Annotated in this window: 22 protein-coding genes; 9 read left to right on the top strand and 13 right to left on the bottom strand. The window is 68.7% G+C overall.

Features of this window, described 5'->3' with window-relative positions:
- Positions 1-7: 7 nt before the first annotated feature.
- Together HFP15_RS35490 and HFP15_RS35485 are read right to left on the bottom strand one after the other, a co-directional pair.
- Complete coding sequence (locus HFP15_RS35490; protein ID WP_168521759.1) at positions 8-436, bottom strand: Fur family transcriptional regulator; 429 nt, start codon at positions 434-436, stop codon at positions 8-10.
- A 54-nt stretch (positions 437-490) separates the two neighbouring features.
- Positions 491-1,081, bottom strand: coding sequence for a TetR/AcrR family transcriptional regulator (locus HFP15_RS35485; protein ID WP_168521757.1), 591 nt, complete (start codon positions 1,079-1,081; stop codon positions 491-493).
- A gap of 65 nt (positions 1,082-1,146) precedes the next feature.
- Here HFP15_RS35485 and HFP15_RS35480 point away from each other — a divergent pair, with 65 nt between their 5' ends.
- The 3 genes from HFP15_RS35480 to HFP15_RS35475 are packed head-to-tail and all read left to right on the top strand — an operon-like array spanning position 1,147 to position 2,251.
- Positions 1,147-1,332: a hypothetical protein gene (locus HFP15_RS35480; protein WP_168521755.1), complete on the top strand. Its 186-nt coding sequence runs from the start codon at positions 1,147-1,149 to the stop codon at positions 1,330-1,332.
- Positions 1,329-1,457, top strand: coding sequence for a hypothetical protein (locus HFP15_RS43655; protein WP_281355726.1), 129 nt, complete (start codon positions 1,329-1,331; stop codon positions 1,455-1,457). Before HFP15_RS35480 ends, HFP15_RS43655 begins: the two co-directional genes overlap by 4 nt.
- A gap of 56 nt (positions 1,458-1,513) precedes the next feature.
- Complete coding sequence (locus HFP15_RS35475) at positions 1,514-2,251, top strand: nucleotidyltransferase family protein (RefSeq protein WP_168521753.1); 738 nt, start codon at positions 1,514-1,516, stop codon at positions 2,249-2,251.
- A 15-nt stretch (positions 2,252-2,266) separates the two neighbouring features.
- On the opposite strand, the gene HFP15_RS35470 is transcribed toward HFP15_RS35475, so the two are convergent.
- Both HFP15_RS35470 and HFP15_RS35465 read right to left on the bottom strand, forming a co-directional pair.
- Positions 2,267-2,821: a DUF4232 domain-containing protein gene (locus HFP15_RS35470; protein ID WP_168521751.1), complete on the bottom strand. Its 555-nt coding sequence runs from the start codon at positions 2,819-2,821 to the stop codon at positions 2,267-2,269.
- A gap of 133 nt (positions 2,822-2,954) precedes the next feature.
- Positions 2,955-3,386 (bottom strand): VOC family protein, encoded by a 432-nt coding sequence (locus tag HFP15_RS35465; RefSeq protein ID WP_168521749.1) that lies wholly within the window; start codon positions 3,384-3,386, stop codon positions 2,955-2,957.
- Positions 3,387-3,515: 129 nt separating this feature from the next.
- Here HFP15_RS35465 and HFP15_RS35460 point away from each other — a divergent pair, with 129 nt between their 5' ends.
- On the top strand, positions 3,516-3,995 hold the full coding sequence (locus tag HFP15_RS35460; protein ID WP_168521747.1) for a hypothetical protein: 480 nt from the start codon (positions 3,516-3,518) through the stop codon (positions 3,993-3,995).
- A gap of 14 nt (positions 3,996-4,009) precedes the next feature.
- On the opposite strand, the gene HFP15_RS35455 is transcribed toward HFP15_RS35460, so the two are convergent.
- Positions 4,010-4,600, bottom strand: coding sequence for an ImmA/IrrE family metallo-endopeptidase (locus HFP15_RS35455; RefSeq protein ID WP_168521745.1), 591 nt, complete (start codon positions 4,598-4,600; stop codon positions 4,010-4,012).
- A 32-nt stretch (positions 4,601-4,632) separates the two neighbouring features.
- Positions 4,633-5,019 carry a helix-turn-helix domain-containing protein gene (locus tag HFP15_RS35450; RefSeq protein ID WP_168521743.1) on the bottom strand — a complete coding sequence of 129 codons (387 nt, stop codon included), beginning with the start codon at positions 5,017-5,019 and terminating at the stop codon, positions 4,633-4,635.
- Positions 5,020-5,175: 156 nt separating this feature from the next.
- Here HFP15_RS35450 and HFP15_RS35445 point away from each other — a divergent pair, with 156 nt between their 5' ends.
- Positions 5,176-5,406 carry a DUF2188 domain-containing protein gene (locus HFP15_RS35445; protein WP_168521741.1) on the top strand — a complete coding sequence of 77 codons (231 nt, stop codon included), beginning with the start codon at positions 5,176-5,178 and terminating at the stop codon, positions 5,404-5,406.
- Between the two features lie 85 nt (positions 5,407-5,491).
- Here HFP15_RS35445 and HFP15_RS35440 read toward each other — a convergent pair whose 3' ends face one another.
- Positions 5,492-6,100, bottom strand: a complete 609-nt coding sequence (locus tag HFP15_RS35440; RefSeq protein ID WP_168521739.1) for a D-sedoheptulose-7-phosphate isomerase — start codon at positions 6,098-6,100, stop codon at positions 5,492-5,494.
- Positions 6,101-6,155: 55 nt separating this feature from the next.
- Positions 6,156-6,437 carry a metal-sensitive transcriptional regulator gene (locus HFP15_RS35435; protein WP_168521737.1) on the bottom strand — a complete coding sequence of 94 codons (282 nt, stop codon included), beginning with the start codon at positions 6,435-6,437 and terminating at the stop codon, positions 6,156-6,158.
- Between the two features lie 105 nt (positions 6,438-6,542).
- Between HFP15_RS35435 and nicT the strand changes: the two genes are divergently transcribed.
- The 4 genes from nicT to HFP15_RS35415 all read left to right on the top strand — a co-directional run bounded on the left by nicT (position 6,543) and on the right by HFP15_RS35415 (position 10,660).
- A complete protein-coding gene (gene nicT, locus HFP15_RS35430) occupies positions 6,543-7,646 on the top strand; it encodes a Nickel transporter NicT (protein ID WP_246272336.1) in 1,104 nt (367 codons plus the stop codon).
- Positions 7,639-7,842 carry a heavy-metal-associated domain-containing protein gene (locus HFP15_RS35425; RefSeq protein ID WP_168521735.1) on the top strand — a complete coding sequence of 68 codons (204 nt, stop codon included), beginning with the start codon at positions 7,639-7,641 and terminating at the stop codon, positions 7,840-7,842. Before nicT ends, HFP15_RS35425 begins: the two co-directional genes overlap by 8 nt.
- Positions 7,842-10,040: a heavy metal translocating P-type ATPase gene (locus HFP15_RS35420; RefSeq protein ID WP_168521733.1), complete on the top strand. Its 2,199-nt coding sequence runs from the start codon at positions 7,842-7,844 to the stop codon at positions 10,038-10,040. The genes HFP15_RS35425 and HFP15_RS35420 overlap by 1 nt, the downstream gene beginning before the upstream one ends.
- A 146-nt stretch (positions 10,041-10,186) precedes the next feature.
- Complete coding sequence (locus tag HFP15_RS35415) at positions 10,187-10,660, top strand: NAD(P)/FAD-dependent oxidoreductase (protein ID WP_312871907.1); 474 nt, start codon at positions 10,187-10,189, stop codon at positions 10,658-10,660.
- Here HFP15_RS35415 and HFP15_RS35410 read toward each other — a convergent pair.
- The 5 genes from HFP15_RS35410 to HFP15_RS35390 are packed head-to-tail and all read right to left on the bottom strand — an operon-like array spanning position 10,657 to position 16,177.
- The gene (locus HFP15_RS35410; RefSeq protein WP_168521732.1) at positions 10,657-11,805 is read right to left on the bottom strand and encodes a permease; all 1,149 of its coding nucleotides are present in this window, start codon (positions 11,803-11,805) and stop codon (positions 10,657-10,659) included. The genes HFP15_RS35415 and HFP15_RS35410 overlap by 4 nt on opposite strands.
- A gap of 53 nt (positions 11,806-11,858) precedes the next feature.
- Positions 11,859-12,629: an IclR family transcriptional regulator gene (locus HFP15_RS35405; RefSeq protein ID WP_168521730.1), complete on the bottom strand. Its 771-nt coding sequence runs from the start codon at positions 12,627-12,629 to the stop codon at positions 11,859-11,861.
- Between the two features lie 12 nt (positions 12,630-12,641).
- Positions 12,642-13,952 carry an MFS transporter gene (locus HFP15_RS35400; protein ID WP_168521728.1) on the bottom strand — a complete coding sequence of 437 codons (1,311 nt, stop codon included), beginning with the start codon at positions 13,950-13,952 and terminating at the stop codon, positions 12,642-12,644.
- A gap of 26 nt (positions 13,953-13,978) precedes the next feature.
- Entirely contained in the window at positions 13,979-15,250 is a 1,272-nt protein-coding gene (locus HFP15_RS35395) for a glucarate dehydratase family protein (protein WP_168521726.1), read from the bottom strand.
- A 12-nt stretch (positions 15,251-15,262) separates the two neighbouring features.
- Complete coding sequence (locus tag HFP15_RS35390) at positions 15,263-16,177, bottom strand: 5-dehydro-4-deoxyglucarate dehydratase (protein ID WP_168521724.1); 915 nt, start codon at positions 16,175-16,177, stop codon at positions 15,263-15,265.
- Between the last annotated feature and the right edge of the window lie 235 nt (positions 16,178-16,412).

Here is a 16,412-nt window from a genome sequence, read left to right as displayed (position 1 = left end):
TCGGGAATCAATGGGCAATGCGGCCGGCCGAGCAGTCGGGGCAGGTGCCCCAAAAGACGACCTCCGCCTCGTCGATCGCATAGCCGTGGTCGTCCGAGGCGGTGAGACACGGAGCGTCACCGATGGCGCAGTCGACGTCCGCGATCGCACCGCAGGAACGGCACACGACGTGGTGGTGGTTGTCTCCGACCCGGGACTCGTAGCGGGCGGTCGCACCGGCAGGCTGGATGCGCCGAACCAGACCGGCGTCGGTGAGCGCGCGCAGCACGTCGTAGACCGCCTGGTGGGAGACCGCGGGATGGGCCTTCCGCACCAACGCGATCACCGCTTCGGTGTCGACGTGCGGGTTGTCGTGCAGCGCGGCGAGCACCGCCAACCGAGGCCGGGTCACCCGTAATGAGACCGACCGCAGCTGCGCCTCGAAGTCGGACGTCACGTCCTCCACCTTAGGACGCTTGTCTGGAATCCTTCAAATTATCGGGTCACCCATTCAGAGGCCCTCCAGATGCGCCAGTACGACGGCCTCGGCCTGTCGCGGAGTCAGCGAGTCCGGGTGCAGGACCCCGTCGAAGCTCAGCCCGTCCAGCAGGGCCGTGAGCCGGCGCACCTCCAGCTCCAGATCGTCCACTTCGGACGGTTCCAGCACGCGCCGGACGAGCGCGCGGGTGCCCTCGGCCGCCTCGCGGGCGAGATCGGCGAGCGCCGGATCGGTGCGGGCGGCGGTGACGAACTCCAGGAACACCGTGGCTTCGGCGCGCCGGTCCCGGTCCAGGGGCAGGAGTTCGCAGAGCAACTCCGCCGCGTGCCTCCGGCGCGTGCCGCGGGGGAGCCGGGCGGGGTCGCCGAGTGCCTCGACGCGCCGTTCCAGCCGGGCCGACACCCGGTCGATCATCGAACGCATCGCGAAGCGCATCAGCTCCGCCTGACTGTCGAAGTAGTGCCGCACCGATCCGACGTTCAACCCCGCCTCGGCGGCCACGGTGCGCAGCGAAACCCGGTGCAGCCCTTCCCGCTCGGCGAGCCGGAACAGTGCGTCGGCCACCTCCGCGCGCCTGCTCTCCGGATCCACGATCTTCGGCATGCTTCCTTTTTATCACAGCTGTGATACCGTGGATTTATCACAGTCGAGATATAACGGAGGTTCTGATGGAAACGGTGCTCACGGTGCTGCTTGTCCGCTTCGGCATCATCGCCGCCGCGCTGGTCGTGCTCGGCCTTGGCGTGCTCGGGGTCGTGCTGGTGCTGCGCAGGCACGGCCGCGGCGAGCAGGCACGCAGACTGGTCGAGTTCGCGGCCAGGCAGGCGGCCGAAACCCGCAGGTGGCGACGGTGACCGACGGCAGCGAGCTTGCCCGCCACGTGCTGACCGATCTGCTGATCAAGGGCGCGATCGTGCTCGCCGCGGTGCTCGCGTTCGTGCTCGGCGCGGTGCTGTTGTGGCGCAAGCTCGGGCGCTGATCCGGCTCGCGCGCAATGGCGAAAATCGTTTTGCCCGCAGTGGTATCCACGAAGTCATGAACGACGAGACGTTCCTCGGTCACGTCGCCGACGAACTGGCCGCCTTGCCTGGCGTGCGGAGCGTCACGCTTGGCGGCTCACGGGCGCAGGGGACGCACACTCCGGACAGCGACTGGGACTTCGCCGTCTATTACCGGAGGGACTTCCAGCCGGCCGATCTGCGTGCGATCGGCCGGGAAGGGCGGGTCTGCGAACTCGGCGAGTGGGGTGGCGGCGTGTTCAACGGCGGCGCCTGGCTCACGATCGATGGGCGCCACGCCGACGTGCACTATCGCGACCTCGACACCGTCGAGCACGAACTCGCCGAGGCGCGGCAGGGGCGCTTTCACTGGGAGCCGTTGATGTTCCACCTCGCGGGCATTCCCAGTTATCTCGTGGTCGCCGAACTGGCCCTCAACCAGGTTCTTCGCGGCAGCCTGCCGCGGCCGGACTATCCGGAGAAGCTGAAAGAAACCGCACCGGAGATGTGGCGCGGCCGGGCATCACTCACGCTGGGCTACGCCCGTACCGCCTTCGCCGGGAAAGGACAAGTCACCGAGGTCGCGGGCGCGCTGGCCATCGCCGCCGCCGAAACCGCGCACGCCGTCCTGGCTGCTCGTGGCGAGTGGGTCACCAACGAGAAGCGGCTCTTGAAACGGGCAGGCCTGCGCGGCATCGACCCGATCATCGCCGGACTCGCGCCCGAGAGCCTCGGCCAGGCGATCACCGCCGCGGAGGAGCTGTTCCGGACCTGACGCGGCCGGCCGGGATCACGCGGTGGGGGCGAGACCCGGAGTCACGGCGCCGACGTCGATGGTGTGACTGGCCGGGGTGGCGTCCACGGCGCCGAGGTCCCAGGGCAGGTCCATCGTCGGGTCGATGTAGTCACCGTGCGGGTTGTACTCGCCCGGCGCGTCGACCGTGATCGCGTTGGGGGTCTGCTGCCCGGCGGCGGGCGCGATGCCGGTCCAGTGCAGCGGCACGTAGGCGGAGGAACCGTTGGTGAGCGCCACGCTGGGCGCGTCGGCGGGCGCCTCGTCGTTGATCAGCACATCGTGCGCGCCGACGAGGTCGACCTCCAGCTTGCCGGGCAGGTAGCAGCGCTCGCCCGGGTTCGCGGTGATCTGCAGTGCCGCGTTGCGGTTGCCCATGCCGGCGCCCCCGTACACCAGCTGGGTCGTGACCTGGTGGGACGTGCACGCGAACACGCTGGGCCCGTAGTCGTCGGCGGAGGCGGTGCCCGCGGCGAATGCGGTGGCTCCTGCGGCGACACCGGCGACGGCGATGGCGGCGACGGTGCGGTGAATCGTCTTACGGGCGACCATGGCTGTTCCCCTCTCGTTTCGTGATCAACTCACCGTGTGAGCTCTCACTTGGAAAGACGTTCATGTCGAGAGGGGGATGTGTCGATGTGGGATCGCTCGCGGTGAGGCAACCTCGGCGTGCCCCGGTGTCGAATCAGTCCAGGCAGAACTCGTTGCCCTCGATGTCCTGCATCGTCAGGCACGACTCGTTGTAGTCATCGGCGCGCAGCAGTCGCACGCGTACCGCGCCGAGGGTGAGCAGTCGTGCGCACTCGGCCTCGAGCGCGGCGACGCGCTCCTCACCCACGAGCCCGGTGGCGACCCGCACGTCGAGGTGGACCCGGTTCTTCACGACCTTGCCTTCGGGAACGCGCTGGAAGAACAGCCGTGGGCCCACACCTGAGGGGTCGACGCAGGCGAACGCCGAACCCCGGCGCTCGGGCGGCAGCGAGCGATCGACATCGTCCCAACTGGCGAACCCGGCCGGTGGCGGTGGTACGACGTACCCCAGCACCTCGCACCAGAAGCGAGCGACGCGCTCAGGTTCCGCGCAGTCGAAGGTGATTTGGATCTGCTTGACCCCCATCGGTTCACCGTAGCAACAGCTCCGCCAGCACCACAAAATCCTTTTTGGAGAGTAGGACGTGATGGCCGTGCCGAAACCTCATGATCGCCGAGGCGATTGAGAACTTGATTAAACGGGTATCCTCGCATCATGAGCCGTACGCTGCTGGGGATCTATCTCAACGATCACCTCGCGGGTGCCACCGCGGCCGCGGAGCTGGCGAAACGGCTGGCCAGAGCAGAAGGCGAGTGGGCAGGCAACGGCAAACTCGAACGGCTCGCCGAAGAGATCGAGCAGGACCGCGAAACGCTGCTGGCGTTCATGGCCACGGTGGGTGAACCGGTGCGGCGGCTGGAGGCGGCCGCGGGCTGGGCACTGGAAAAACTGGGCAGGCTCAAGCCGAACGCCCGCGTGGTGGCCCGGTCCCCGCTGAGCCGCGTGGTCGAACTGGAGGCCATGCGCACCGCGATGGAAGGCAAGATCGCCTGCTGGCGCACGCTCCGCGCTCGCGCCGCGGTGGATCCCCGGCTGGACGCGGAGCGGCTGGACGAGCTGATCTCGAACGGGCGCAGCCAGGTGACCAGGGTGGAGCGGCTGCGCCTGCGCGCCGGCACCGAGCTGTTCGGCTGATCGTCCACTGTGGATCAGGCCGAGGCGATCGCCTCCCGTCGGGACTTCTGCACGGTACGGCACACGATCCGCCGCGCGGCGGTGATGTTCATCCGCCACTGCGCCATCGCGACGCTGACGTTGAAATAGCGCGCCACCGACTGATCCGACCAGCCCTTGAAGGCCGCGATCCTGGCCGCGTCGGTGGGAATCAGCAGTTCGCCGGACAGTTCGGCCGCTTCCTCCTCGATGTCGCGCACCGCCGAACGGCAGCCGTTCTCGTCGGTGAGCATGAGGCCGAACGGATGCTCCAGCAGCACATGCGCCATCTCGTGCGCCATTGTGGAGCGTCGGCGCCGTGGATGGTGCACGTGGTTCTCGATGATGATCGCCCCGCTGGGCTGCAACGGGACCAGTGCCGCGGAGAACACGTCCGGCCGCACTTCCGTCAGATGGCGCACGGATTCCTTCGGCAGCACCGGGTTTCGCAGATCGAACACCTCGATGCCGTACAGCTCGGCCAATGCGTACGGGTCCAGCGGCGCGAACACGTCCGTGCCCAGCTCCTCGCGGACCTCCAGCGAGAGCGCTCTGGCCTCCTTGCGGAAACCTCGCCTCAGTGTCATCCGAATCCCCCCAGTTCCGGCCGTGCGACCGCTCAGTCGCCGGTTTTCTTGTTCTTGTTGTTCTTTGCCCTCAGGTGGCGCATCGTCATGCCGACCACGTCCAGTACGTGTTGCTGGTCGTCCTCGCCGAGGTCCTCCTCGGCTCGCAGCAGCGGCGCCAGCTGCGCCTCCAGCGACGGCCGGGGACGCTTGTCGCGCAACCCTTCCGGCCACACCATGAAGGTTTCGGCAGGCATGCCGAGCCACTGCACGAGCGCTATGAAACCGTCGAGGTCGGGCCGGTGTCCATTGCCCATCCGGCTGACCAGCGACGCGCTCACACCCGCTTCGATGGCGAGCTGCCGCCAGGACAGGCCGCTGGCTTCTCGTTGCGCGTCCAGGGCCGCGTAAAGCCTGCCCGCGTCCAGCCGTCCCACCATTCTTGTTCACCCTCCGCGAATTGTGCCGTCGCAGTGTCGCGGAGCCCTTCCACTCTTGCAACGCGGATGTTCTAATGGTGACACAGTATTCCGATACTGAACCAGTGGGGCCGGGGGAGCGTTCGCCGCCGGCATCGTGCAGAGGGGAGCATCGACATGGCAGGCATCGCCGTCGCGCGCACCGTGTACTGGGTGGCGCCGTTGTGTGGCAGCTGGGATGTGCGGCGTGCGGGAAAGGTGCTGTCGCACCATGAACGCAAACGCGAGGCCGTGGCCGCCGCCGCGCGGCTGGCGCGGGCGGATCGCCCCAGCCTGCTGCAGATTCAGCGGCGGGACGGGTCGATCGAGAGCAGACGGGTGTATCGAAGGGGTGCGGCTCCGGGATGATCCGCCGGCGCGGGGCAGGTGCTCCAACATGGGTTCGAGAATAGGAGTGGGGTCTGACAGTTCGGGGCCGCCGCGGGCGGGCCGGTCAGGACGCCCGATGCTTCGAGTCCTGTGTGGACAGTGCGCTTTCCGCTGTGGCACACAGGATGTGCACCGCGACGAGATGAGCCTCCTGCACCGTGGCCGCGGTGCCGGGCAGGCAGATCGCGTCCTCGACGGCGTTCGCGAGCGGATTCGGCCCGGGGCCGGTCAAGGCCCATACGTTGGCGCCGGACCTGATCCCGGCCTCCGCCGCGAGCACGAGGTTACGGCTGCGCCCGTTCGCGGACAGCAGAACCACGATGTCGCGGGGCCGGGCGTGCGCGGTCACCTGCCGCGCAAAGATCTCGGCGAAGTCGTGGTAGTACTCGTCGCCGAGCGCGGTGAGGCTGGAAGTGTCGGCGTGCAAGGCGATCGCGGAGTACGGCGGCCGCCCGTTCGGATAGCGCCCCAGCAGTTCGGCGGCGAGTTGCTGTGCCTCGGACGCGGATCCGCCGTTCCCCGCCGCGAGCACGCGACCGCCCTCGCGCAGCCGGTCGGCGATCAGCTGCCCCCAGCGGGTCAGCCGGCCGGTCTGCTGGCGCAGCGCGGTCAGTGTGTCGTCCAAGGCACTCAGGTGTCCGCGCGCCACGTTCGGAAGCAGTGTCGCGCTCATGCCCTCCGGATGCCCTTTGCGGGAAGGAGTAAACGCCGGAGGACGGTGCTCCGCGCTAGGACTTGACCAGCCGTGCGATCGCGTCGGAAGCCTCGCGCACCTTGACCTCGGCCTCGCGGCCACCCGTCTTCGCCGCGTCGACCACGCACGTCGAGAGATGCTCGTCGAGCAGTTCGAGCGAGAACGACTGCAGCGCCTTCGTGGCCGCCGACACCTGGGTCAGGATGTCGATGCAGTACTTGTCGTCCTCCACCATCCGCTGCAGGCCCCGGATCTGTCCTTCGATCCGGCGCAAGCGCTTGAGGTAGGCGTCCTTGTCTCCGCTGTAGCTCGCCATCGCTGCCCACCTTCGTACTCGAGTTCACGCCATCATACCCGGTCCCGGTATGCCGAGACACAACCGAAACCTCGTTCGCCTGCTCATCTGATTACTCTGTCAGATATGCAGAAGCACGACTGGTACCAGCTCGCCGCCATGGCCGCCTTCGTCGTGGTCCTCAACGTCCTCGGCTGGGGTGTGCTGACCCTGCTCGTCGTCCCGGAGCACTACTCGCTCGGCAGTTCCGGCGTGTTCGGCATCGGTCTCGGCGTCACGGCCTTCACGCTCGGCATGCGCCACGCCTTCGACGCCGACCACATCGCCGCGATCGACAACACCACGCGCAAGCTCATCGCGGAAGGAAAACGCCCGCTCACCGTCGGTTTCTGGTTCTCCCTCGGGCATTCCACGGTCGTCTTCGCGCTGTGCGTCCTGCTGGCCTTCGGCGTGCGCACGCTGCTGGGCCAGCTCGGCAACGACGAATCGACGCTGCACGCGGTCACCGGCGTGGTCGGCGTCCTCGTCTCCGGTCTGTTCCTCTGCCTGATCGCGCTGTTCAACCTGGTCGTGCTCGTCGGCATCCTCAAGGTCTTCCGCGGGCTGCGCGAGGGCCGGTTCGACGAGACCGAACTCGACGAGCAGCTGAACAAACGCGGCCTGCTCAACCGCATCCTCGGCAAAGCCACCGCTGCCGTCCGCAAACCGTGGCACATATACCCCGTCGGCGTACTGTTCGGCCTCGGCTTCGACACCGCGACCGAGGTCGGCCTGCTCGTACTCGCCGGCGGCGCCGCGGCGTTCGCCCTGCCCTGGTACGCCATCCTGGTCCTGCCGGTGCTGTTCGCGGCCGGAATGACCATGTTCGACGCGGCCGATGGCGCCGTCATGAACTACGCCTACGGCTGGGCGGCCGCCCGACCCGTCCGCAAGATCTACTACAACATCGCCATCACCGGGCTGACCGTGGTCGTGGCGCTGGTGATCGGCGGTATCGAGCTGATCACCGTGCTCACCGACCGTCTTGGCATCACTTCGGGCCCGCTCGCCGCGATCGCCGGGATCGATCTGAACTACGTCGGCTTCGTGCTCGTGGGTCTGTTCGTGGTGACCTGGGTGATCGCGACCGTCGTGTGGCGAATGGGACGATTCGAGGATCGGTGGCTGCCCAGCCCGCGGACGGAATATTTTCCCTGTACGGGTAGGGGGTATAGTCGCGGACATGACTGAGACTGTCTACACCGTCACCGGTATGACCTGCGAACACTGCGTCAAGGCGGTCACCGAGGAGATCGGCAACGTCGACGGCGTCGAGTCCGTCGCGGTGGACCTGCCGACCGGCGCGGTCACCGTCGTCAGTGCCGCCGCACTGAGCGACGAAGCGGTGCGCGCCGCCGTCGACGAGGCGGGCTACCAGGTCGCTTGATGACCGCCACCACGGGGCACGACGAGCTCGAACTCGCCATCGGCGGGATGACCTGCGCGTCCTGCGCGATGCGGATCGAGAAGAAGCTCAACAAACTCGACGGCGTCACCGCGAGCGTCAACTACGCCACCGAGAAGGCGAAAGTCACCTTCCCCAGTGGCGTGGACCCGCAACGCCTGGTGCAGACCGTGGAGGCCGCCGGATACACGGCGGCCCTGCCACGGCCGGAGCCGGCCGATGCCGACGAGACCGGGCCCCTGCGTCGCAGGCTGGCCGCCTCCGTGGTGCTGTCCGTGCCCGTCATCGCCATGGCGATGGTCGAGGCGTACCAGATGGACTACTGGCAGTGGCTTTCGCTCGTGCTCGCCACGCCGGTCGTCACGTGGGCCGCGTGGCCGTTCCACCGCGCCACCTGGGCCAACCTCAAGCACGGCACCGCGACGATGGACACGCTGATCTCGGTCGGCACCCTCGCCGCGTACCTGTGGTCGCTGTACGCGCTGGTGTTCGGCAGCGCGGGCACGATCGGCATGACCCACCCGTTCGAGCTGACCGTCGAGGGCGGCAGCGGCGCGGGCAACATCTACTTCGAGGTCGCAGCGGGCGTCACCACCTTCCTGCTGGCAGGCCGGTATTTCGAGGCGCGCTCGAAGCGTCGCGCCGGTGCCGCGCTGCGGGCGTTGCTGGAGCTGGGCGCGAAGGACGTCGCGGTGCTCCGGGACGGAACCGAGGTCCGTATCCCCGCCGGGCAGCTCGCGGTCGGTGATCGGTTCGTCGTGCGCCCCGGCGAGAAGATCGCCACGGACGGCGTGGTCGAGGAGGGCTCCTCGGCGATCGACGCGAGCATGCTCACCGGCGAGTCCGTTCCGGTGGAGGTAGCCGAGGGAGACACTGTCGTGGGCGCGACCGTCAACGCGGGCGGGCGGCTCGTGGTGCGCGCGACCCGGGTCGGCGGCGACACGCAGCTGGCCAGGATGGCCAAGCTCGTCGAGGAGGCGCAGACCGGCAAGGCACAGGTGCAGCGCCTGGCCGACCGGGTCGCCGGCGTTTTCGTGCCGATCGTGCTGCTGCTGTCGCTGGTCACGCTGGTGGGGTGGCTCGTCGCGGGCGGCACACCGGCGGCCGCGTTCACCGCCGCCGTCGCGGTGCTGATCATCGCGTGCCCCTGCGCGCTCGGCCTGGCCACACCGACGGCACTGCTCGTGGGTACCGGCCGCGGCGCGCAGCTCGGCATCCTGATCAAGGGGCCCGAGGTGCTCGAATCGACCCGCCGGATCGACACCGTCGTGCTCGACAAGACGGGCACCGTGACCACCGGCCGGATGTCGCTGGTGGACGTGCGGCCCGCGGAGGGCGAGGACCGGGACGAGGTGCTGCGGCTCGCGGGCACCCTGGAAGACGCGTCGGAACATCCCGTCGCGAAGGCGATCGCCGCAGCGGCGCCGGAACGGGGCGAGCTCACCGATTTCACGGCCGTCGAAGGTATCGGCGTGCGTGGCGTCGTCGACGGGCACGAGGTGTTCGCCGGACGTCCCGCGCAGCTCGAACAGTGGGGCACGCCGCTGACGGGCGCTCTCGCCGAGGCCATGACGGAGGCGGAAAAGGCCGGGCAGACCGCGATCGCGGTCGCCTGGGACGGCAAAGCGCGTGCCGTGCTGGCGGTGGCCGACACGGTGAAGCCGACCTCGGCGGAGGCGGTGCGGCGGTTCAAGGCCCTTGGCCTGCACCCGATCCTGCTGACCGGGGACAACGAGACCGTCGCGCGCACGGTGGCCCGCGAAGTGGGGATCGTGGAGGTCATCGCCGGGGTGCTGCCCTCGGAGAAGGTCGACGCGGTGAAACGCCTGCAGGATGGCGGTTATCGCGTCGCGATGGTCGGGGACGGCGTGAACGACGCACCCGCGCTCGCGCAGGCCGACCTGGGGCTCGCGATGGGCACCGGCACCGACGTCGCGATCGAGGCCGGCGATCTCACGCTGGTGCGCGGCGACCTGCGTGCGGCCGCCGACGCGATCCGGTTGTCCCGGCGCACGTTCGCGACCATCAGGGGCAACCTGTTCTGGGCCTTCGCCTACAACGTGGCGGCGCTGCCGCTGGCCGCGCTGGGCCTGCTCAACCCCATGATCGCGGGCGCGGCGATGGCGCTCAGCTCCGTTTTCGTCGTCAGCAACTCCCTGCGGCTGCGCGCTTTCCGCTAGTTTTCCCGTTATGCCCGATGCGATCGTGATCGGCGGTGGGCAATCCGGTACGGCGACCCACGGCGATATCCCTACCGTGACGAGGCCATCGCTTACCTGCGCGAGTACGCGGCCGGGCTCGACGCCGACATTCGCACCGGCCCGAGCTGCCGGGCCTGTACTCGTTCGCGGGCACGGTCTCGCATGCCGCCGGTTACCGCGAGCCGGGTCCGTTCGCGGGTGAGCGCGTCGTCATCGTCGGCGCGGGCAACTCTGCCGCGCAGATCGGCGCGGAACTCGCCGAGCACGCCGAGGTTACGCTCACGACCCGCAAACCGGTCGGGTTCGTCAACCGGCGGCCACTCGGGCTGGACCTCCAGTTCTGGTTCACCGTCACCAGGCTCGGTCTCCTGCCGGTCGGCTCGCGGCACCGCCGCCCACGGCGGGTTCCGGTACTCGACACCGGCGTGTACCGGCGCGCGATCCGTGCCGGACGACCCGAGCAGCGCAAGGGTTTGTCCACGACGCATCCCGGTCTCGGCTTCGTCGGGCTGGAGTGGCAGCGCGGGCTGCTGTCGGCCGGCCTGCGTGGAGTCGGCAGGGACGCGAGGTACGTGGCGCGTCGGCTGAGCCGTCGCTAGTGCTGGTGTTCCTCGCTCGGTGCGCCGCCCATCATCTTCAGCATCGGCCTGCCGCCGGTGCGCAGGAACCGCACCAGCAGCACCGCCGCGAGCAGCAGGAACGCGATGTTGAGCCAGGTCGTGTAGTTCCACGAGACGCTCGCTTCGAGCACACGCGCCGACCGCTGTTCCGGGACGAGTCCGCCGACGCCGAACAGCAGCTCCACGACGTATCCCGCGAGGACCATGGCCAGGTAGAACGTGCCGAACACGACCAGCGTCATCTTCATGCCGTAGTACTTCCGGTAGATGTTGAGGATCGGCAGGATCAGCAGATCGGCGAAGATGAACGCGACCACTCCGCCGAAGCTGATGCCGCCGTTCCACAGCACGGCGGCCAGCGGCACGTTGCCGATCGAGCACACGAAGCTCAGCAGGGCCACCACGGGGCCGACGACCGGTCCCCACACGGCGGACCAGACCGGATGGTCGGTGAGGAAGAAGCTCCGCCAGAACGACTCCGGCACCCACGCGGCGACCGCGCCCGCGATCAGCAGGCCGATCACCAGGTCGCGCAGGATCGCGGCCCACTCCATCACGAACACGTGCGCCACCGAAGTGAATCCCTCGCCCGAACCCAGCCGCCGCCAGAACGAGCCCTCGCGCGAGACCGACATGTCCATCGCCGCGTGGCCCTCCATCGAACCGGCGACGCCCTTCTCCGCCTGCTCGCGCGCCGCCCGCAGCACCCGCTCCCGCACGAAGAACCGGAACATCAGCGCGACCAGCACGATCATCACCGGTCCGCCGATGAATTCGGCGACGGTGAACTGCCAGCCCATCAGCAGCGCCATCAGGATGCCGAGTTCGACGACCAGGTTCGTGGACCCGATCTCGAACGCCATCGCGGCCGTGAAGTTCGCGCCCTTGCGGAACAGCGAGCGCGCCAGCGCGACCGCCGCGTAAGAACACGACGAGGACGCCGCGCCCAGCCCGGCCGCGACGGTCAGCGTGCGGGGCCGGTCATCGCCGAGCAGGTTGACGATCGTCGATTTGCGCACCACCGCCTGCACGACGGCCGACAGCGCGAAGCCGAGGATCAACGCCCACAGGATTTCCCACGTCATCGCTCCGGCGAGGGCGAGCGCGTGCCCGATCGCGGCCATGCCACCTCCTTATACCCTCACGGGGTATCACTGGTGGCTGAAGTCTAAACCTCTCATCCGCGCCACGCAGCACGTTCGATGGCGGCACGCGCGTCCAGCAGGGCGCCGATGATCTTCTCCTCGGTACCGGGGGTCAGCCGCGCGACCGGCACCGAGCACGAGATCGCGTCGGCCACCGGCGTGTCGTAGCGCAGGGCCACGCCGAAGCAGCGCAGGCCGACGGTGCCCTCTTCGTTGTCGATGGCGTAGCCGCGTTCGCGGATCACGGCTAGATCGGCGAGCAGCCCCGGCCGGTCGAGGGTGTGCTCGGTCAGCGCGGGCCAGTCCGGCGGCAGCAGCTTCTCCACGTCGGCGTCGTCCCGCTCGGCGAGGATCGCCTTGCCCAGCGACGTGACGTGCGCGGGCAGCCGCCGCCCGACCCGGCTGAACGGCCGCAGGTAGTGCCGCGACTCGCGGGTGGCGAGGTAGACGATGTCCGGGCCGTCCAGCCGCGCGAAGTGCACCGTCTCGCCGAGTTGTTCCAGCAGCGCGTCCAGATGCGGCAGCGCCACCGCCAGCCGGGGGTCACCGTCGATGTAGGACGTGCCGACCAGCAGGGCGCGCACCCCGATCGAGTACAGCGACCCGGTCGCGTCGGTGCGCACCCAGCCGCGGTGCACCAGGGTCTGCAGAAGGGCGTACAGGCTGCTACGCGGAACCTCCATCCGCTCGGCGAGCGCGCGCAGGCCGATCGGCCTGCCGTCGAGGCTGCCCAGTACCTCGAGCACCTCGACGGTCCGTGCCGCCGATTTCACATCCCGCACGCCCTTCTGCTGTTCAGCCATACCCGAATCTTCTCACCGCACCGCGGGTTCGGTGACGTCCGCGCGGGCCGGGGTGTGGCGCACCCGCATCAGGAACACCATGGCGGCGGCGACCACGGCCGCGGCGGCGAGCCCGTAGAGCCCGCCCCTGGTGCTGCCGGTGGCCTGCTGGAAGTAGCCGAGCACCGTGGGCCCGACGAAACCGCCGAGGTTGCCGATCGAGTTCACCAGCGCGATGCCGGCCGCGGCGATCTTGAGATCGAGCGTGTGCTGTGCGACCGGCCAGAACGCCGAGGCCGCGCACTTGAACCCGGTCGCGCCGAGGCACAGCGCGACGAGTGCGAACCACGGCGGCCCGACGGTGGCGAGGAACGTGCCCACCGCGCCGAGCAGCAGCCCGATCGCCACCCACGGCCTCCTGCGGCCGGTGCGGTCGGTGTACCACGCGAGCGTGTACATCGCCGCGATCGCGCAGATCCACGGGATGGCCGAGAGCAGGCCCACCTCGAAGTCCGAGGTGCCCTGGATCTTCTTCACGATGCTGGGCAGCCAGAACGTGATCGAGTACCCGACCATCGACATCGCGAAGAACAGCCAGCACAGCAACAGAAGCTGCGGATTGGCCAGCAGCCGCCAGCGCGACACCTTCGCCGTCCTGGCGTCGCGGCGGGCCGCCTCGTCCCGCCCGACCGCCGCGGACAACTGGGCCTTTTCCTCGTCGGTCAGCCACTTCGCGTCCCTGATCCGCGAGACCAGGAAGAACGCGGCGGCGATGCCGACGACGATGGAGAATCCGCCTTCCAGCAGGAACATCCACTTCCAGCCGGCGATCCCGCCGACGCCGTGCATCTCCAGCAGCGCGCCGCTGATCGGCCCGGTCACGATGTAGGCGCCGGCCGAACCGCCGAGGAAGATCGCGGTGGCGCGGCCCCGTTCGGCGTCGGGCAGCCATTTCGTGAAGTAGTAGAGGACGCCGGGGAAGAACCCGGCCTCGGTGACCCCGAGCAGGAACCGCAGGATGTAGAACGTGGTCGCATCCGTGGTGAACGCGGTCGCGGCCACCACGACACCCCAGGTGATCATGATCCGGGTCAGCCACACGCGGGCGCCGAAGCGTTCGAGCAGCATGTTGCTGGGCACTTCGAGCAGCGCGTAGCCGACGAAGAACAACCCGGCGCCGAGCCCGAAGGCCGCCGCGCCGATGCCGAGGTCGGTCTCCAGATGGGACTTCACGAACCCGACGTTCGTGCGGTCCATCTGGTTGATCACCAGCATGAACACGAGCAAGGGCAGCATGCGGCGGTAGAACTTCCGCACCGCGCTGCGATAGGCGAGCGTCTCCATTGACGTCTTCTTTCTGGGGAAGGGGGTTACCAGGTGGGGACTGTCCACTGAGGATTGACGCGGCGCATCGCGGCGAGATCGTCGCGCCTGCGCACATCACTGTCGACCCAGCGTTCGTGCAGTTTCGCCAGGCTGTCGCGGTCGAGCTCGACACCGAGACCAGGGGCGTCGGTGACCCTGATCCGGCCGTCGGTGAACGTGTGCGGTTCGGTGATCACGTCCTCGGTCTGCCACGGGCGGTGGGTGTCGCACGCGTAACGCAGATCTGGAATCGTGGCGGCGATCTGGGTCATCGCGGCGAGACTGATGCCCAGATGCGTGTTGGAGTGCATGGAAACGCCGACGCCGTACACGCCGCAGACGGCGGCCAGGTCCTGCGTGGCGCGCAGCCCGCCCCAGTAGTGGTGATCGGACAGCACCACCTGCACGGCGTCACAGGCGAACGCCTCCGGGATGTCGTCGAACGCGGTCACGCACATGTTGGTGGCCAGCGGAAGTGAGGTCTTGCGTGCCACCTCGGCCATGTTCCGCGTGCCGGTGGTCGGGTCTTCGAGGTATTCCAGCACGTCCTCCAGTTGCGCGGCGACCTCCAGGCTCGTCGGCACGGTCCACGCGCCGTTGGGGTCCAGCCGCAGCGGATGGCCGGGGAACGCCTCGGCGAGTGCTCGGATCGCGGCGATCTCCTGCGCGGGCTCGAACACGCCACCCTTGAGCTTGAACGAGTCGAAGCCGTAGTCGGCGGCCATCCGTTTCGCCTGCGCCACAACGCCTTCCGGGTCCAGCGCCGCGCCCCAGTCGTCCTTGGGCTCGTCCGGTCCGGGATGCTCGGCCCAGCGGTAGAACAGGTAACCGCTGAACTCCACGGCGTCGCGCACCTTGCCGCCGAGCAGCGCGTGCACGGGCACGCCCAGTTCGTGGCCGAGCGCGTCGTAGATCGCGACCTCGAACGCCGAGCGCACGCTCGCGGCGATCTTGCCGAGTGTCCGCGCGCCGCGCAGCCCCTCGGCCTGCACCCGGTTGTCGATGCGTTCGACGTCCACCCGCCGCACGGTTTCCAGCAGCCCGGCACCGAGGTGGTTCACCGTCAGCTCGGCGCCGGCCAGCGACGGGGCGAACTCCTGCGCGAGCTTGAGATAGTCGAGGTCGCCGTAGGTCTCGCCGAGGCCCATGGCGCCGTTTTCGGTGACGACCTCGACGATGGTGCGGGGCGTGTAGGGCTGGTGCACGCCCTGCACGTTCAGCAGCGGCGGATCGGAGATGAGAATCGGGGTGACGCGGACTTCCGCGATGCGGGGCAACGAAGTCTCCTTCTAGACGAGGTGCAGGCCGGTGGACAGCAGCGTTCGCAGCGTGGTCAGTTCGTCGGGGGAGGGGTCGGTCAACGGTGCGCGGACCGGTCCGACGGGCAGGCCGCGCACCCTGGCCGCGGCCTTGACCAGCGAGACGGCGTATCCGGCGCGGCGGTCGCGCAGCTCGACGAACGGCTGGTAGAAGTGCCGCAGCAGTTCGTCCACACGGGACTGATCGTCCTCGCGCAGCGCGGTGAAGAACGCCTTGGCGATTTCCGGTGCGAAGGCGTGCACGGCGGAGGAGTAGGCGGGGATGCCGATCGCGCGGTAGGCGCGGGCCTGCATCTCGGCGGTCGCGACCCCGTTGAAGAACAGGAAGTCCTCGGGCGCCGCCAGCCGCAGCCGCTGTAGCTGGTCGAGGTCGCCGTGCCCGTCCTTGAGCCCGATCACGCCGCCGATCTTGGCGAGCAGGCGCACCGCGTTCGCGTCGAACGTGACGTAGTCGCGCTGGTAGGCGATCAGCGGGAGCGACGTGCCCTCGGCGACCTTGCGGACCTGTTCGACCAGCCCGTCGGCCGGCGCCTTGACGAGGTAGTGCGGCAGCAGCAGGCCGCCGTCGGCGCCGGCTTCCTCGGCGCGCCGGGCGAACTGCCTGGCCATCGCCCAGCCGTAACCGAGTCCCGCGATGACGGGCACGCGGTGGGCGGTCTCCTCGACCGCGATCCGGACCACCTGGGCGTACTCGTCCAGCGTGAGGGAGAAGAACTCGCCGGTGCCGCAGGCGACGAACACCGCGGCCGGATCGGCGTCGAGCTGGATGCGGAGGTAGGCGCGGAAGGACTCGGGATCGAGCTCACCGCGGTCGGTGAAGGACGTCAGCGGGAACGACAGCACGCCGTCGCCCATGCGTGCCCGGAGCAGGTCTGCGGTTTTCATCAGCTCGTCTTCATATGTAGATGACAATCACGAATGAAGACAGCTTAAGAACTCAAAAGACCCCGAGTCAATGCCTGGATCGACTCGGGGTCCGTGTGCTAACGCGAGGGCAGCAACTCCTCGGCTTTGGTTTTGATGCCTTGGGTGATGAGGTGCCAGGCGTTGGGGTCGCCTTTGAGGACGGCTTCGGTCATGGATTTGATTTGTTCGTAGGTGGCGTGGGGTGGGATGGGTG

Origin of the sequence: Amycolatopsis acididurans (genome assembly GCF_012328925.1) — a bacterium.
Lineage (GTDB): Bacteria > Actinomycetota > Actinomycetes > Mycobacteriales > Pseudonocardiaceae > Amycolatopsis_E > Amycolatopsis_E acididurans.
Note: the sequence above shows the minus strand (reverse complement) of the source record. Positions and strands in the feature narration are given on the sequence as shown.

Coding starts and splice junctions, on each gene's coding strand:
- HFP15_RS35480 (WP_168521755.1), top strand. CDS start 1,147: ATGGAAACGGTGCTCACGGTGCTGCTTGTCCGCTTCGGCATCATCGCC.
- HFP15_RS35455 (WP_168521745.1), bottom strand. CDS start 4,600: ATGACACTGAGGCGAGGTTTCCGCAAGGAGGCCAGAGCGCTCTCGCTG.
- HFP15_RS35410 (WP_168521732.1), bottom strand. CDS start 11,805: ATGGCCGCGATCGGGCACGCGCTCGCCCTCGCCGGAGCGATGACGTGG.
- HFP15_RS35390 (WP_168521724.1), bottom strand. CDS start 16,177: ATGAAAACCGCAGACCTGCTCCGGGCACGCATGGGCGACGGCGTGCTG.
- HFP15_RS35420 (WP_168521733.1), top strand. CDS start 7,842: ATGACCGCCACCACGGGGCACGACGAGCTCGAACTCGCCATCGGCGGG.
- HFP15_RS35470 (WP_168521751.1), bottom strand. CDS start 2,821: ATGGTCGCCCGTAAGACGATTCACCGCACCGTCGCCGCCATCGCCGTC.
- HFP15_RS35465 (WP_168521749.1), bottom strand. CDS start 3,386: ATGGGGGTCAAGCAGATCCAAATCACCTTCGACTGCGCGGAACCTGAG.
- HFP15_RS35485 (WP_168521757.1), bottom strand. CDS start 1,081: ATGCCGAAGATCGTGGATCCGGAGAGCAGGCGCGCGGAGGTGGCCGAC.
- HFP15_RS35460 (WP_168521747.1), top strand. CDS start 3,516: ATGAGCCGTACGCTGCTGGGGATCTATCTCAACGATCACCTCGCGGGT.
- HFP15_RS35405 (WP_168521730.1), bottom strand. CDS start 12,629: ATGGCTGAACAGCAGAAGGGCGTGCGGGATGTGAAATCGGCGGCACGG.
- HFP15_RS35445 (WP_168521741.1), top strand. CDS start 5,176: ATGGCAGGCATCGCCGTCGCGCGCACCGTGTACTGGGTGGCGCCGTTG.
- HFP15_RS35425 (WP_168521735.1), top strand. CDS start 7,639: ATGACTGAGACTGTCTACACCGTCACCGGTATGACCTGCGAACACTGC.
- HFP15_RS35400 (WP_168521728.1), bottom strand. CDS start 13,952: ATGGAGACGCTCGCCTATCGCAGCGCGGTGCGGAAGTTCTACCGCCGC.
- nicT (WP_246272336.1), top strand. CDS start 6,543: ATGCAGAAGCACGACTGGTACCAGCTCGCCGCCATGGCCGCCTTCGTC.
- HFP15_RS35450 (WP_168521743.1), bottom strand. CDS start 5,019: ATGGTGGGACGGCTGGACGCGGGCAGGCTTTACGCGGCCCTGGACGCG.
- HFP15_RS35475 (WP_168521753.1), top strand. CDS start 1,514: ATGAACGACGAGACGTTCCTCGGTCACGTCGCCGACGAACTGGCCGCC.
- HFP15_RS35435 (WP_168521737.1), bottom strand. CDS start 6,437: ATGGCGAGCTACAGCGGAGACAAGGACGCCTACCTCAAGCGCTTGCGC.
- HFP15_RS35440 (WP_168521739.1), bottom strand. CDS start 6,100: ATGAGCGCGACACTGCTTCCGAACGTGGCGCGCGGACACCTGAGTGCC.